Below are 15125 nucleotides of genomic sequence, written 5' to 3' on the forward strand. Positions count from 1 at the left end.
GGGGGCGGCGCGCGGAGCCGGCAGACCGGTCGTTGGCCGCGACGGCGGCGGTGAACTTGCACGGGCCGCCCGGGGCCGGCGTGCGGACCTGGCCGTCCCCGGGCGGGCGGGCGGACTTGGTGGTCCCCGGGCGGGACGGCGCGCGGACCTGGTGGTCCCCGGGCGGGCTGGCGTGCGGTCCTGACCGTCCCCGGGCGGGACGGCGTGCGGGCCCGGTGGTCCCCGGGCGGGACGGCGTGCGGACCTGGCCGCCCCCGGGCGGGACGGCGTGCGGACCTGGTGGTCCCCGGGTGGGCCGGCGTGCGGGCCTGGCCGTCCCCGGGTGGGCCGGCGTGCGGACCTGACCGTCCCCGGGTCGGCCGGCGTGCGGGCCCGGTGGTCCGCACCTGATCGCGGCCGCACCGGCGCGCTGGCGCAGGCCGTCTGGGGCAAGCGCGGCCGGCGTGCGGCACGTCTGACGGTTGATCAGATCGACCTGGCAGCCCGCACCTTGACCACGACCGCAGCGGCGAACCGACGCAGGCCGCCCGAGGACAGAGCGACCACCGCCAGCGGTGCGGCCACGCAGCCGAAGCAGAGGGCGGCCGGCAGTCGGTCCGCCAGTGGTCCGGTGGCCGCCAGGCCCAGCGTGGAGCCGGCGTTGAACGCGGTGTTCACCCAGCTCCCCGCCCTGGTCCGGTGCTCCGGTGCCGACCGTTGGTCGGCCAGCACGTAGGCCGTGGCCAGGGTCGGGCTGACGAAGAGTCCGGTCAGTGCGACGCCCACGGCCAGCGCGCCGAGCCCGCCCGCCCACAGCGCGCAGCCGGTCAGTGCGAGAACGCCGGCGAGGCCGGCCGCCATCACCGCCAGCCGCGCCGCCACCGGGCGGCGCCAGCGGACCGCCCCGTGGGCCAGGCCGCCGATCGCGCTGCCCGTGGCCAGGGCCGCCTCCAGCCAGGCGAGGACGCCGGCCTGCCCCCGCGCACCGACCGCGACCACCAGCAGCAGGCTGAGGCCACCCAGTGCGGCGCCGAGCGCGGCGGCCACGGCGACCGGCCGCCCGATCCCGCGTACCCGCCCCATCCCGCCCGCCGGTCGGGCTCCCGCAGGTACGGGTGCCGGCGCGAGCTTCGCCAGGCACAGCGTTCCGGTGACCACCAGCGCCGCGCTGAGCAGCAGCCCCGCAGGGCCGCCGAGCAGCCCCACCAGCAACGGGCCGCCGACGTAGAGCAGTTCCTCCGCCACCACGTCCAGGCTGTAGGCGCGCTCCAACAGCCCCTGGCCGTCCAGCAGTTCGCTCCAACGGGCGCGCAGCACCGGCCCGAGCGGGGGAGCGAGGGCGCCGGCCGCGGTCGCCAGCGTGAGCAGCGCGGGCCGGCCGGGCACCACCGCGAGCGCGAGCAGGGTCGCGCCGTAGAGCAGAGCCAGCACCGGCAGCACCCGCCGCGCGCCGTGCCGGTCGATCAGCCCGGCGCGCACCGGCGCCAGCGCGGCGCAGGTCAGGCCGAACAGGGCGAGCACCTCGCCCACCGCGGCGTAGGAGCCGGTGCGGTGCTGGACGGTGAGCACCAGCGCGAGCGAGACGGTGCCGTAGGAGAGCCGCCCGACCAGGGCGGCGGCGAACACGGACGCGACGCCGGGCACGCGCAGCAGCGCCCGGTAGCGGGACGAAGACGTGGGCGAAGGCGTGGGCGAAGGCGTGGATGTAGACGTGGATGTGGACACGGACGAAGACATGAGAGTTCCTCAGGACAGTTGCGAGGCCAAGGGGACGCCGAAGGACCGCACCGGGAGGACGTCACCGATGCGGTCGCGGGCGGGGTCTATGCCAAGAGGAGGAACACACCCTGAACCATAGCGGTACGGGGCCAGCTAGTGTCAGGGTTTACGGTCGTTAACCACCCTGGCGTTAACACCCCTGGACCTGGAGGACCTCCCATGACCCGGTTCGTCACCCTGGACGTCGCGGACGCCGTCGGCACCATCCGGCTGGCCCGCCCGCCGATGAACGCGCTGGACATCGCCATGCAGGACCAGTTGCGCGAGGTCGCCCAGGAGGCCACCGAGCGCGGCGACGTGCGTGCGGTGGTGATCTGGGGCGGCGAGAAGGTCTTCGCGGCCGGCGCGGACATCAAGGAGATGCAGCGCATGTCGTACACCGACATGGTGGCCCGCGGTGGCGCGCTGCAGGAGGCGTTCACCGCCGTGGCGCGGATCCCCAAGCCGGTGGTGGCCGCCGTGACCGGCTACGCGCTGGGCGGCGGCTGCGAGTTGGCGCTCTGCGCCGACATCCGGATCGTGGCCGAGAACGCCAAGCTCGGCCAGCCGGAGATCCTGCTCGGCCTGATCCCCGGCGCCGGCGGCACCCAGCGGCTGGCCCGGCTGGTCGGCCCGTCGAAGGCGAAGGAGCTGATCTTCACGGGCCGTCAGGTCCGCGCCGAGGAGGCGCTGCGGATCGGCCTGGCCGACCAGGTGGTCCCGGCCGAGGAGGTCTACCAGACCGCACTCGACTGGGCCGGCAAGCTCGCCGCCGGACCGGCCTGGGCGCTGCGCGCGGCCAAGGAGGCGGTGGACCGCGGCCTGGAGAGCGACCTCGACACCGGCCTGGCCCTGGAACGCTCGCTCTTCGCCGGCCTGTTCGCCACCGAGGACCGCGAGATCGGCATGCGCAGCTTCGTCGAGGACGGCCCGGGCAAGGCCAAGTTCAACTGAGACCGACCCGCCGAGCCGCTGCCCGGCCGCTGCTCAGCCGAGGCTGAGCAGCAGTTCGGCGCCCACCGGCCGGTAGCCCGCCGCCTGGAAGGCCCGCACGCTGGTCGCGTTGCCCGGCGCCTGCTGGGCCCAGACCACGTCGCCCGCGGGCACCAGGTGGCGGGCGCTGACCCCCAGCGCCCGCCCCAGGCCGCGCCCGCGTGCGGCGGCGTCCACCTCGATCGCCGCCTCCCAGCGCCCGGCCACCCCGCGCCCGAGCACCAGCACCCCGCCGGGCACCGTCCAGACCCGCACGCCGTCGCGGAAGCGCAGCGCCCGCACCACCCGGGGGTGCTCGCGGTCCTCGATCTCCACCAGCGGCAGCGGCGGCTCGCCCTGCAGGCGATCGGCCACCGTGACCAGGTCGACGTTGCCGATCACCCGCCCGGTGCGGGTCGCGAAGGCGGTCAGGAAGGCGGGGCTGAGCGGGGCCGCCAGGGGGTCGGTGGTCACCTTCGCCAGCTCCGCGCGCACCCACCCCGGCTCCTCGTCGGTGAAGACCACCGCGTGCGCGCTGAACGAGAGCACCCCGGCGGTGCGCGCAGCCGGCTGCGGCACCACGGTCAACCCGCCGTCCGAGGGCGGGAAGACACCCCGCGCCGCATCGTCCAGAAGGTCGGCCAGCGTGCACTGCTGAATGCTCGTCATACGAGGAAGCCTAACGATCTCCGCCGGTCGGCAGCTCCCCCTAACGGGTGAGGACCGGCATGGTGCCGGGCGGCCCCGGCGCAGCTCGGGCACGATCGTGAAGCCCAGCTGTCGCCGCCGTTAAGAATTCCTCGATGGACCACGCCCCCTCCCACCAGGCACATTGCTCGTGCCCGGCGCGGAATGGCGCCGTAGCCGGGCCCCCCTCTCGTTACACCGTCAGGAGCCGCAGTCGTGAAGGCACTCGTCAAGAAGCAGGCCGAGCCCGGACTGTGGCTGACCGATGTCCCGGAGCCGGAGATCGGCCCCGCCGACGTGCTGATCAAGGTGCTGCGCACCGGCATCTGCGGCACCGACCTGCACATCCGCAAGTGGGACGGCTGGGCGCAGCAGACCATCCGCACCCCGATGACCATCGGCCACGAGTTCGTCGGCGAGGTCGTCGCGCTCGGTCCGGCGGTCGCCGACATCAACGTGGGCGACCTGGTCAGCGGCGAGGGCCACCTGGTCTGCGGCAAGTGCCGCAACTGCCTGGCCGGGCGCCGCCACCTGTGCCGCAACACGATCGGCCTGGGCGTCAACCGGGACGGCGCGTTCGCCGAGTACGTCGCGCTGCCCGCCTCCAACGTCTGGGTGCACCGGGTGCCGGTCGACCTCGACGTGGCGGCGATCTTCGACCCGTTCGGCAACGCCGTGCACACCGCGCTCTCCTTCCCGCTGGTCGGCGAGGACGTGCTGGTCACCGGCGCGGGCCCGATCGGCATCATGGCGGCGGCCGTCGCCAAGCACGCCGGCGCCCGGCACGTGATGATCACTGACGTCAGCCCGTACCGCCTGGACCTGGCCCGTAAGATCGGCGTCTCGCTGGCCCTGGACGTCTCGCAGCACACCATCGAGGAGGGCCAGCAGAAGCTCGGCCTGCGCGAGGGCTTCGACGTCGGACTGGAGATGTCGGGCCGCCCCGAGGCGCTGCGCTCGATGATCGACAACCTGACGCACGGTGGCAAGATCGCCATGCTCGGCCTGCCCGCCGAGGACTTCTCGATCGACTGGGCGAAGGTGGTCACCTCGATGATCACCATCAAGGGCATCTACGGCCGCGAGATGTTCGAGACCTGGTACGCGATGTCGGTGCTGCTGGAGGGCGGGCTCGACCTGACCCCGGTGATCACCGGGCGGTACGCCGCGCAGGACTTCGAGGCCGCGTTCGACGAAGCGGCGAGCGGCCGCTGCGGCAAGATCATTCTCGACTGGACCTCTCTCTAGGAGCCCCTGTGTTCGACTCCGTACGCGAAGACGTCGCCGCCACCCTGGACGAGATCCGCGACGCCGGCCTGTTCAAGCCGGAGCGGGTGATCGGCAGCCCGCAGAGCGCCGCCGTCACGGTCACCGGCGGCGGCCGGGCCGGCGAGGTGCTGAACTTCTGCGCCAACAACTACCTGGGCCTGGCCGACCACCCCGCCGTGGTCGCCGCCGCCAAGGACGCGCTGGACCGCTGGGGCTACGGCATGGCCTCGGTCCGCTTCATCTGCGGCACCCAGGACGTGCACAAGGAGCTGGAGGCGCGGCTGTCGAGCTTCCTCGGCCAGGAGGACACGATCCTCTACTCCTCCTGCTTCGACGCCAACGGCGGCGTCTTCGAGACCCTGCTGGACGAGCGCGACGCCGTCATCTCCGACGCGCTCAACCACGCGAGCATCATCGACGGCATCCGGCTCTGCAAGGCCACCCGCAAGCGGTACGCCAACCGCGACCTGGCCGAGCTGGAGCAGTGCCTGAAGGAGACCCAGGACGCCCGTCGCCGCCTGATCGTCACCGATGGCGTCTTCTCGATGGACGGCTACGTCGCCCCGCTGCGCGAGATCTGCGACCTGGCCGACCGCTACGACGCGATGGTGATGGTCGACGACTCGCACGCGGTCGGCTTCGTCGGCCCCGGCGGCCGCGGCACCCCCGAGCTGCACGGCGTGATGGACCGGGTCGACATCATCACCGGCACCCTGGGCAAGGCGCTCGGCGGCGCCTCCGGTGGCTACGTCGCGGCCCGCCGCGAGATCGTCGCGCTGCTGCGCCAGCGCTCGCGTCCGTACCTGTTCTCCAACTCGCTCGCCCCGGTGATCGCGGCCGCCTCGCTGACCGTGCTCGACCTGCTGGAGACCTCGCACGAGCTGCGCGAGCGGCTGCGCGCCAACACCGCGCTGTTCCGCTCGAAGATGACCGAGGCGGGCTTCGAGATCCTGCCCGGCGACCACGCGATCGCCCCGGTGATGATCGGCGACGCTGCCAAGGCCGGCAAGCTCGCCGAGCTGCTGCTGGAGCGCGGGGTGTACGTGATCGGGTTCTCCTTCCCGGTCGTCCCGCACGGCCAGGCCCGGATCCGGGTGCAGCTCTCGGCGGCCCACTCCACCGAGGACGTCGAGCGCGCCGTCGCGGCGTTCATCGACGCCCGGGCGGCCCTGGAGAGCTGACCGGGCGCGTTGTTCATCGGGCCCCGCCCGGCAGGCGGGAGGAATCGCTGATCAACGCTGGCAGAATTGAGGCGTGATCGACGCCAGACGCCTGCGGACCCTGCGTGCCGTGGCGGACCACCGAACGGTGACCGCCGCGGCCGCCGCGCTCTACCTGACCCCCTCGGCGGTCTCCCAGCAGCTGGCCGCCCTCGAACAGGAGACCGGTCACGCGCTGCTCGCCAGGGACGGGCGCGGGGTGCGCCTGACCGCGGCCGGCGAGATCCTGCTCGGCCACGCCGATGCCGTGCTGGCCCAGCTCGAACGCGCCGAGGCGGACCTCGCGGCGTACGCGACCGGCGCGCACGGCCAGGTCACCGTGGCCTCCTTCGCCACCGGCATCGCGCTGGTGCTGGCCCCGGCGATCGGCTCGCTCGCCGAGAGCGCGCCGGGCGTGCGGCTCAAGGTGCTGGACGCCGAGGGCGACGCCAGCCTGCCGATGGTGCTCGACGGGCAGGCCGACCTCGCGGTCGCGGTCGAGTACCGCGGCGCACCGCGGGCCGACGCCCAGCGGCTGGCCCGATTCCCGCTCTACGCCGAGCCCTTCGAGGCGGTGCTGCCACTGGACCACCGGCTGGCCGGGCGGCCCGGCCCGGTGGCGATGGCCGACCTGGCCGCCGAGCCGTGGATCGGCCCCTACCCCGGCAACCCCTGCCACGACGTGGTGCTGCTCGCCTGCGAGCACGCCGGGTTCACGCCGCGCCTGGTGCACTCCTCCGACAACTTCAGCGCGGTGGTCGCGCTCGCCTCGGCCGGGGCCGGTGTGGCGCTGGTCCCGCGCTCGGCGCTGCTCGGCGTCGACCTTTCGCGGGTCGCGGTCCGCGCGGTGGACAGCGACCTGGCCACCCGCAAGGTCTTCGCCGCCGTGCGCGGCGGCGCGGAGCGGCACCCGCTGATCCGCCCCGTGCTCGGCGCCTTGGAGAAGGCGGCGGCGGAGCTGGGCTGACCTTCGGCCACCGCTACCAACCCCCAGCTACCCACAGGAGCGACCGTTGACCACCCTGCCCGTCGCGGTGATCGGCCTGGGCGACATTGCCCAGAAGGCCTACCTGCCGGTGCTCGCCGCCGAACCCGGCCTGGACCTGCGGCTGATGACCCGGGACCGGGCCAAGCTCGACCGGATCGGCGACGCCTACCGGATCCCGGCCCGCTACACCGACCTGGACGCGCTGATCGCCGACGGCCCACGTGCCGCGTTCGTGCACGCCGCCACCGACCAGCACGTCGCGATCGCCGAGCGGCTGCTGACGGCGGGCATCGACGTCTACGTGGACAAGCCGCTCGACTACCGGCTGGACGGGGCCCGCCGCCTCACCGAACTCGCCGACCGGCTGGGCCGCTCGCTGCTGGTCGGCTTCAACCGCCGCTACGCGCCCGCCTATGTGCAGGCCAAGGAGCGCCCGCGCGATCTGATCATCCTGCAGAAGAACCGCGAGGGGCTGCCCGAGGCGGCCCGCACCCTGGTGCTCGACGACTTCATCCACGTGGTGGACACCCTGCGCTTCCTGGTCCCCGGCGAGATCGAGCACGTCGACGTCCGTTCACGCAGCCGGGACGGCCTGCTCGAGCACCTGGTGCTGACCCTCGCGGGCGACGGCTTCACCGCGCTGGGCGTGATGAACCGGGTGAGCGGCTCGTCCGAGGAGGTGCTGGAGGTGGCGGGCGCCGACGCCAAGCGCACGGTGGTCAACCTGGCCGAGGTGATCGACCACCGTGGCCAGCCCACCGTGCGCCGCCGCGGCGACTGGGTCCCGGTGGCCCGCCAGCGCGGCATCGAGCAGATCGTGCACACCTTCCTGGACGCGGTCCGCGCCGGGCGCCGGCTGGACGCCCAGGACGCGCTGCGCACGCATGAGTTGTGCGAGCTGATCGTGGAGCGGGTGGGGGACTAGGGCCTGTCAGCGCCGGAACCTCCCGATCAGGACGTCCCACCAACTGCGTCGCTGCCGGGGGATGGTGGCGGTGGCGGCCGGGCCGGCAGCGGGCGCGGTCGGCACCGTCGGATCGGGCTGCGGGGTGGCGGGCATCGCGGGCGGCGTCGCCGGCGGTGTGGTGGGCGCGGTACCTTCGGCGACCGGCGCCTCCTCCTCGGACTTCCGCCGCGGCGTGAAGCGCACCGGCAGCTCGACCAGGTGCCGCGAGATCCAGGCCGAGGTCCAGGTCAACTCGGCCTCGGGAATAGCGAGTTGGAGGTCCGGCAGGCGGGTCAGCAGGATGTCGATGCCGGTCTCCACGATGGCCCGGCCGATGTCCTGGCCGGGGCACTCGTGCGGGCCGCTGCCGAACGCCAGGTGGGAGCGGTTGCCGTAGAGCGGCTCCGACAGGTCGGGACGGACGGCCGGGTCGACGTTGCCGGCCGCGAGGCCGAGCAGGAGCATGTCGCCCGCCTTGATCTGCTGTCCGCCGAGTTCGGTGTCGCCGGTGGCCCAGCGGCCCGCGACCAGCGACATCGGCGGGGAGTCCCAGAGCACCTGGTCCAGGGCGTCGGGCAGGGTCATGTGGCCGCCGGACAGGTGGGCGCGGAACCGCCGGTCGGTGAGGACGAGCTTCAGGGTGTCCGCGATCAGGTTGACGGTCGTCTCGTTCGCGGCGAGCAGCACCACCCGCAGGTGCTCCAGCACCTCGTCGTCGGTGAGCCCGGCGTTGTGCTGCATCAGCCAGGACACGAGATCTGCGCCCGGCGCCACGCGCTTGCGCTCCATCATCCGGCGCAGCGTCGCCACGACGTAGTCGTTGCTCGCGACGGCCGTCTCGGTGCCCTTCATCAAGTCCCGGGCGGCGTCGACCAGTCGGGGCCCGTACTCCTCGGGCATCCCGACCACCTGGGTCATCACGAGCATCGGCAGGTGCTCGGCGAACTGGGCCACCAGCTCGGCCTGGCCGCTGGGTCCGAAGTCCTGGATCAGCTGGTCGGTGAAGCGGGTGACGTAGCGGCGGATCCCGCGCCGGTCGAAGCGGTCCAGGCTCTCGGTGACCGCTCCGCGCAGGCGCTTCTGCTCCTCGCCGTCCGCGAACACGCACAGCGGCTGCCAGGCGATCACCGGCATCAGCGGCGAGTCCGGGGTGACCAGGCCCTGCTGGAACGCCGTCCAGCGGCGGGAGTCCCGGGAGAACCGGGAGGGCGTACGCATGGCGGTGAGGTTCGCGGAGTGGCCGAGGATCAGCCAGGCCGGGAGGTCGCCGTGCAGCAGCACGGGCGCCACCTCGCCGTGCTCGGCGCGCAGTTTCTCGTACAGGCCCGCCGGGTCGGCTTCGGCCTCAGGCCCGTAGAGCCGCCGGAGGCCGTGGGCGCCGAGCCCGTGGGCCGGGCAGCCGGGAGGCGGAGTGAGGGAGGCGTCGTCATGGAACGGGGTCGTCACGGTATCTCCGGGTCAGCGGGAGGCGGGCATCGTGGTCGGTGGCGGCGGTGCCGAGAGGTCGTACAGGTAGCGCATCAAGGCCATCAGGACGTCCCGGCCGGATTCGCGGCTCCGGGCGTCGCACGCGACGATCGGCACCTCGGGGGGCAGGTCCAGGGCGGCCCGCAGTTCCTCGGTCGGGTGGGTCGGCGACTCGGGGAAGGTGTTGGCAGCGACGACGAAGGGCACGCCGCGGTCCTCCAGCCGCCCGATCACGTCGAAGCTGACTTCGAGCCGGCGGGTGTCGACCAGCACGACCGCACCGAGGGCTCCCTCGAACAGGCCGTTCCAGAGGAACCAGAACCGCTCCTGCCCGGGAGTGCCGAACACGTACAGCACCAGTTCGTCGCTGATGCTGATCCGGCCGAAGTCCATCGCGACCGTGGTGGAGGTCTTGCGTTCGACCCCGGCGGTGTCGTCGACGCTCGCTCCGGCCTGCGTCATCGTCTCCTCGGTGGTCAGCGGGCGGATCTCGCTCACGGAGCCGACCAGCGTCGTCTTGCCGACGCCGAAGCCGCCCACGATCACCACCTTGACCGCCATGGTGGCCGAGGCCGGGAGCAGGTCCGCGCCCTGCGGCCCCACCACCTCAGAGCTTCTGAAGTCCATGCATCACCGCCTCCAACAGGGCAATGTCGGGCAGGACCGCTCGTGGGACGCAGGCCCGGGCCTCGATCCGTTCCTCGGTCAGGAGGTCCGCCAACAGCACGGTGACCGCGCTCACCGGCAGCCGCAGGTAGGCGGAGACCTCGGCCACGGACAGCGGCGAGCCGCAGATCCGCAGGATCGCCGCGTGCTCCGGCTGCATCGTGGGTGTCGGCTCCGAGCGGGAGACGACCAGGGTGACCAGGTCGAACGTGGTCTGCTCGGTCAGACCGCTGCGGCCGCGCGTGATCACGTAGAGCCGTTCGGGATTGTCTGCGCCCCAGCCCTGGTCGGCTGCACTCATGCGACCTGCTCGCTGTTGCGCGGAGACGTGCTGAGGTGTTCGCCGATCCGGGCGACCAGGTCCCGCATCCGCTGGCCCATCAGGCCGGCGTCGACTCCCTCGTCGGCGAGCACCGCGAGGAAGGCCCGGGCGCCGGCCGCCATCAAGTAGAAGAAGCCGCCGCCCATTTCGATCACGACCAGCCGCATCCGGCCGTCGCCGTGCGGGAACTCGTGCCCCACCGCGGCAGCCAGGCTCTGCAGGCCGGCGCAGGCGGCGGCGAGGCGGTCGGCGGTGTCGGTCTCGGTGCCGTGCTGGGCCATCCGCAGGCCGTCGGCGGAGAGCACGACGACGTTGCGGATGTGCGGGACGTCGTCCGCCAGCTCCTTGAGCATCCAGTCCATGTTGGCCTGCTGCTTAATCACTGCTCACCTTTCCCTGCCGACTCTTCACTGGTGTAGTCGGCCGCACCGGTGGACGGCGCGTGGCCGTTCACCCCTTCGTGGAACGCGGCCAGCCACATACCCGGCTGTACCGGCACCTCGGCCGACTCGGGGACCTTGGCGGCCGCGGGAGCGCTCATCCGGGAGGGTGCGGCGTGACGGCGGCGCTGCGGCAGGCCGTTCGAGGTCCGCTCCGTCACGATGGGCAGCTCGCTGTCCGCCGGGCTCGCCGCCGCGACGGCCCCCCGGGAGGACCCGAAGGACGACCCCGCGGCGGAAGCGGCTACCGTCCTCGACCCCCACGGTCGCGCTCCGCCCGCCGACCGGGGAGCAGGGGCCGTCGCCGGCAGGGGGCTGCCGGTGACGCCGATGCCGTGGGCCCGGCCGATGGCGGGCGCCGTGGTGATGAGCTCCTGCGGCACGATCAGCACGGCACGCACGCCGCCGTAGGCGGAGGGGCGCAGCGAGACCTGGAAGCCGTACGCCTGCGCGAGCCGGCCGACCACGGCCAGGCCGAGCCGGGGGGACTCGCCGAGGTCGTTGAGGTCGATGCCGGCCTGGGCCTCCCTGAGCATCCGTTCGGCGCGGGCGCGGCCCTCCTCGCTCAGGCTCAGACCACCGTCCTCGATCTCGATCGCGATACCGGTCTGCACCTCCACCGCGGTCAGGTGCACGTTGGTCTGCGGCGGGGAGTAGCGGGTGGCGTTGTCCAGCAGTTCCGCGAGCGCGTGGATGAGCGGCTCGACGGCGGGTCCGACCACGGCGACCTCGGACACCGGGTGCAGTTCCACCCGCCGGTAGTCCAGGATTCGCGAGATGCCACCGCGCAGCACGCTGTACAGCGGCACCGACCTGCTCCACTGCCGACCAGGGCGGGCGCCGCCGAGGACGGCGATGCTGTCCGCGAGGCGGCCGATCAGCGCGTTGCCGTGGTCCAGCCGCAGCAGGTCGTCGAAGACGGCCGGGTCGTTGCCGTGCCGGTCCTCCATCTCGCGCAGGTCCTGGGCCTGCCGGTGGACGATCGCCTGCACCCGGCGGGCGATGTTCACGAAGGCCCGCTGGGCGGACTCGTGCATGCCCTCCTCGGCGTCCACGGCCTCCAGGACGGTACGCAGCACGGCCTGTCGGGCGGCCTGGAACTCCAGGCCGACGACGGGGTCGTGGGACTCGTACGTCTTCAGTACGTCCTCGATGAACTCGCCGCGCTTGAGCCGGGCGACCGCCTCGGGCAGCGTGACCTTGGCCAGGTGGACCGTTTCGACCTCCTGCCGGGCCAGTCGACGGCGCAGCTCGCTCTCCTGCCGGGTGTACCGCTCGCGCAGGTTCGCCAGCGCACGCCCCCGGCGCGCGGCCTCGGCGGCCACCACGGCCACCGCCGCGGTGCCCACCAGCCCGCACCAGACGACTCCCGCGCGGGCGCCGGCGGAGGTCACCGATGCGGCGACGACAGCGACGGCCGCCGTCACGACCGTTGGCAGGAACCACACGAGAACGGGAGCGGAGCGCCGGCCTCCAGGTGACGATCCAGCACGAAGCATCAGCATCCTCAACGATCGAAGGAGTAGGGAAGGGCGGGCGAGGGCCGGCCTCGGCGGCACGGGGGCTGGGTTGCGGATGAGGACAGCTTTTCTGACAAGCCATCAACAACACTGCCCTATGGCTGACTTAGTGCCTTTCTACCGGATATGTCACGCATCTCGCACACCGGCGGAAGGCGTCCGGACGGGGCTCTAGCTCCGCCGGCCGGGGGTGGGTGCAGGCACCAGGCTGCCCCGTCCTGGGCTTGTCGTACCGGCGCCCGGGCCCAGTTCGCTCAAGAGAGGGGATTCCCTGGGAATATGCCATGTGCATCGGAGGAACCGTGGTACGGGCGTCGCTGATCGTGCGGGTCGGTGTGCCGCCCGTCTGTGCCGAGCCGAAGCCGGGACACCGTGTTCCGGGGGAGACTTGAGCGGCCCGGGCACGGCGAACCAGCCTGCCTGGCACGGCATCGCGTGCCGGTCACCGGCCGGTCGCCGGCATGGCGAGGCATGGAGAGGCATGGGGAGGCGTGGCGAGGCATGGAGAGGCATGGGGAGGCAGGGAGGTGCCCGTGCACGGATCCGGCCGGCGGGCGTCACCTACTACGCCGACCCGCACCTGAAGCAGCCGGGCGAGATCAACCATCACCACGGCGGGCGCGGCGTCCACTTCCTTGACCCGGCCGGCGACGGTACGGAGGTCATCACCCGCGACGGCGGTAACCAGGCATGACGAAGGCCGGCCCGGGCAGCCGCCCGGGCCGGCCTTCGTCATGCCAGAGCCGGTAGCCGTGTCCTCCAACTCGTGGTGGAAGAGCGAGGAGCCTTCCGAATCCTCGTCCGCGCTGCGCGAGATGGGCCGCCGACGCGCAGACGTCCTCGCCCGCCGAGCGGCCTTGGTGGCGGCGCTGGCGGGCGAGTGACGGTCAGTCAGGTGGATCCGGTCAGGCGGATCGATCGGTCACGATGATCGGCCGACCTCAGGACGCCGACGGCGAGGCGGACGGCGCGGCCGAGCTGCCGTCCGTGGGCGCCCCGGACGGAGCGCCGGAGGGGCGGGCCGGGAGCAGCGGCGCGCAGGTCTTGTAAGCGGCCGCCGTGGTCGGGTCGGCGGTGTTGAGGCCGCGCAGGCCGCTGCCGGCGCCGCTGGTCGGCAGGGTCACGCCGTGGTCCTTCAGGCAGCTGGCGAACGCCTGCATCGCGGTGCTGTTGAGGCCGCCCTTGCCGCCTTGCCCGCCCTGCGGGCGCAGCGAGGCGCAGGCCTGCATCGCGGCCTGCCGGGCCGGGTCGGGCGAGGCGCCACCGCCGAATCCGCCACCGCCGTACCCGCCGCCGTAGCCTCCGCCGCCGCCCGGGCTGCCGCTCGGCCGTCCGCTCGGGCGCCCGCCCGGCCGGCCGGAGGGCAGCGTGACACCGTGCTGCTGCAGGCAGGCGGTGTATGCGGCCATCTCCTGCGAGCGGCTGCCCGAGGCGCTGGCCGACGGTGCGGCGGAGCTCGCCGAGGAGGAGGCGGTCGTGTTGGAGGACGAGGAGCAGCCGGTGAGCAGCAGGCCGGCGGCCAGCAGGGCGGCGGCGCCGACGGTGCGGATGGTGGTCCGGGACAAGGGCCGGTGCCTCCTGGTTCGGTGCGGGACGAGCGCTTGGCGCCGCTGGCGCAGCGGGGGCTGGGCGCCAGCGGCATCCTCGACTCAACAGCACCGTCGTTTAGGAAAGCTGGGCCATCCTGGGAGCTTCCCGTAACCCGTCGACCCCGGTCCGTCGGCGATGGCTTGCCCAGGCGGCGTCTATTTCCCGTTTTCCGCCGTTCTGTCCCCGCCGAATCTGAGAGTGTCGCTCATCGACCTCCCAGGTTCTTCGAAGCCGAACCAAGCCGAACCTTTGCCCTGGGCATGGGGTTATATCCCTATGCCCCCAGTAGGGGTACAACTGAGGCATCCGAACCGCATCCGCTGCTGGAGGCGTCAGTCATGCCCAAGATCAACGTCTATCTGCCCGACGAACTGGCCGAGGCGGTCAAGGAGGCCGGACTGTCGGTCTCGCCGATCTGCCAGCGGGCGCTGGAGCAGGCCGTCCGCAGGGTCACCGCGATCCGCGAGGCCGTCGCGCACGACCTCGGCGACCTGGGCGAGTCCGGCGGCCTCGCCCGCTTCACCGCCCGCGCCCGCACGGTCCTGCGGTTGGCCGCCGAGCGAGCCGCAGCGGAGGGTTCGCCGAACGTCGGCACCGGCCACCTGCTGGCCGGGCTCCTCGCGGAAGGCGGCAACCTCGCCCTCCAGGTGCTCGGCGTCCTGGAGATCAGTGCCGAGCAGCTCACCGAGGCGCTGGCCCACGCCGAACTGGGCGGGGAGGCGGGCGGCCGCTCGAGCACGGCGGTCGCAGCCGGCGTCGGTGCGAGCCAAGGCAGCGGGCCGGCGGTCCCGGCGCTGCGGCTCAGCGGCCCGGCGGCGGACGCGGTGGAGTCGACGGTCAACGAGGCGGCCGGGCTCGGCCACAACTACGTCGGCTGCGAGCATCTGCTGCTCGGCCTGGTCACCGAGTCCGACGGTGTGGGCGGTCGCCTGCTGCGCGAGGCCGGCGCCGAGCAGCGGCTGACCCGGCGCGCCGTCGCGGCGGCCCTGGCCGGTTACGTCCACCTGCGCGCCAACCAGCCGCCGCAGGCCGAGCAGCCGGCGTCGCCCCAGCCCTCGACGGAGCAACTGCAGGCGCTGGCCGCCTTCGTCCGGCGCGAGCTGCAGCCGCTGGTGGAGCGGATCGAGCGGCTCGAGGCGCGCGGCTGACGCTCACTCGGGCCCACCATCGCGGTCGGGGCGGCTTCCCGTCGCCCTCCCGGAGGCGGAGATCTCGCGCCCGGATGCCGCCTACGGTGGCTGTCATGGCAGACGAAGACGCGCCGGCCGCGCGGCTCACCCGTTCGAGACGCGCGGGCGAAGCCGCCGCACTCGGCGGCTGAT

At 73.2% G+C, this 15125-nt stretch carries 15 protein-coding genes and 1 pseudogene; 8 read left to right on the top strand and 8 right to left on the bottom strand.

Annotated elements, in window-relative coordinates:
* Positions 1-465 precede the first annotated feature (465 nt).
* On the bottom strand, positions 466-1623 hold the full coding sequence (locus tag ABH937_RS11080) for an MFS transporter (RefSeq protein WP_280690734.1): 1158 nt from the start codon (positions 1621-1623) through the stop codon (positions 466-468).
* A 294-nt stretch (positions 1624-1917) separates the two neighbouring features.
* Here ABH937_RS11080 and ABH937_RS11085 point away from each other — a divergent pair, with 294 nt between their 5' ends.
* Positions 1918-2691 carry an enoyl-CoA hydratase/isomerase family protein gene (locus ABH937_RS11085; RefSeq protein WP_280690735.1) on the top strand — a complete coding sequence of 258 codons (774 nt, stop codon included), beginning with the start codon at positions 1918-1920 and terminating at the stop codon, positions 2689-2691.
* Between the two features lie 33 nt (positions 2692-2724).
* On the opposite strand, the gene ABH937_RS11090 is transcribed toward ABH937_RS11085, so the two are convergent.
* Positions 2725-3378, bottom strand: a complete 654-nt coding sequence (locus ABH937_RS11090; RefSeq protein WP_280690736.1) for a GNAT family N-acetyltransferase — start codon at positions 3376-3378, stop codon at positions 2725-2727.
* 234 nt (positions 3379-3612) lie between these two features.
* Between ABH937_RS11090 and tdh the strand changes: the two genes are divergently transcribed.
* From tdh to ABH937_RS11110, 4 genes are all read left to right on the top strand, one after another.
* Positions 3613-4644, top strand: a complete 1032-nt coding sequence (gene tdh / locus ABH937_RS11095; protein ID WP_370218077.1) for an L-threonine 3-dehydrogenase — start codon at positions 3613-3615, stop codon at positions 4642-4644.
* An 8-nt stretch (positions 4645-4652) separates the two neighbouring features.
* Entirely contained in the window at positions 4653-5846 is a 1194-nt protein-coding gene (locus ABH937_RS11100; RefSeq protein ID WP_280690738.1) for a glycine C-acetyltransferase, read from the top strand.
* Positions 5847-5919: 73 nt separating this feature from the next.
* On the top strand, positions 5920-6831 hold the full coding sequence (locus ABH937_RS11105; RefSeq protein WP_280690739.1) for a LysR family transcriptional regulator: 912 nt from the start codon (positions 5920-5922) through the stop codon (positions 6829-6831).
* Between the two features lie 55 nt (positions 6832-6886).
* On the top strand, positions 6887-7777 hold the full coding sequence (locus ABH937_RS11110) for a Gfo/Idh/MocA family oxidoreductase (RefSeq protein ID WP_280690870.1): 891 nt from the start codon (positions 6887-6889) through the stop codon (positions 7775-7777).
* A 6-nt stretch (positions 7778-7783) separates the two neighbouring features.
* On the opposite strand, the gene ABH937_RS11115 is transcribed toward ABH937_RS11110, so the two are convergent.
* The 5 genes from ABH937_RS11115 to ABH937_RS11135 are packed head-to-tail and all read right to left on the bottom strand — an operon-like array spanning position 7784 to position 12192.
* Positions 7784-9244 carry a cytochrome P450 gene (locus tag ABH937_RS11115; protein ID WP_280690740.1) on the bottom strand — a complete coding sequence of 487 codons (1461 nt, stop codon included), beginning with the start codon at positions 9242-9244 and terminating at the stop codon, positions 7784-7786.
* A 12-nt stretch (positions 9245-9256) separates the two neighbouring features.
* The gene (locus ABH937_RS11120; RefSeq protein WP_280690741.1) at positions 9257-9892 is read right to left on the bottom strand and encodes an ATP/GTP-binding protein; all 636 of its coding nucleotides are present in this window, start codon (positions 9890-9892) and stop codon (positions 9257-9259) included.
* Entirely contained in the window at positions 9873-10232 is a 360-nt protein-coding gene (locus ABH937_RS11125) for a DUF742 domain-containing protein (RefSeq protein WP_280690742.1), read from the bottom strand. Before ABH937_RS11125 ends, ABH937_RS11120 begins: the two co-directional genes overlap by 20 nt.
* Positions 10229-10615 (bottom strand): roadblock/LC7 domain-containing protein, encoded by a 387-nt coding sequence (locus tag ABH937_RS11130; protein ID WP_370146461.1) that lies wholly within the window; start codon positions 10613-10615, stop codon positions 10229-10231. Before ABH937_RS11130 ends, ABH937_RS11125 begins: the two co-directional genes overlap by 4 nt.
* A 17-nt stretch (positions 10616-10632) precedes the next feature.
* Positions 10633-12192, bottom strand: coding sequence for an ATP-binding protein (locus ABH937_RS11135; RefSeq protein WP_280690744.1), 1560 nt, complete (start codon positions 12190-12192; stop codon positions 10633-10635).
* Between the two features lie 550 nt (positions 12193-12742).
* Between ABH937_RS11135 and ABH937_RS11140 the strand changes: the two are divergent.
* Together ABH937_RS11140 and ABH937_RS11145 are read left to right on the top strand one after the other, a co-directional pair.
* A pseudogene (locus ABH937_RS11140) lies at positions 12743-12907 on the top strand (VOC family protein); the annotation flags it as partial.
* Between the two features lie 58 nt (positions 12908-12965).
* Positions 12966-13097 carry a hypothetical protein gene (locus tag ABH937_RS11145; protein WP_280690745.1) on the top strand — a complete coding sequence of 44 codons (132 nt, stop codon included), beginning with the start codon at positions 12966-12968 and terminating at the stop codon, positions 13095-13097.
* 57 nt (positions 13098-13154) lie between these two features.
* On the opposite strand, the gene ABH937_RS11150 is transcribed toward ABH937_RS11145, so the two are convergent.
* A complete protein-coding gene (locus ABH937_RS11150; protein ID WP_280690746.1) occupies positions 13155-13778 on the bottom strand; it encodes a hypothetical protein in 624 nt (207 codons plus the stop codon).
* Between the two features lie 363 nt (positions 13779-14141).
* On the opposite strand from ABH937_RS11150, the gene ABH937_RS11155 reads away from it, so the two are divergent.
* On the top strand, positions 14142-14951 hold the full coding sequence (locus ABH937_RS11155) for a Clp protease N-terminal domain-containing protein (protein WP_280690747.1): 810 nt from the start codon (positions 14142-14144) through the stop codon (positions 14949-14951).
* The last annotated feature ends 174 nt before the right edge of the window (positions 14952-15125 follow it).

The organism is Kitasatospora sp. GAS1066B (genome assembly GCF_041262605.1).
In the GTDB taxonomy this organism is placed as follows: Bacteria; Actinomycetota; Actinomycetes; order Streptomycetales; family Streptomycetaceae; genus Kitasatospora.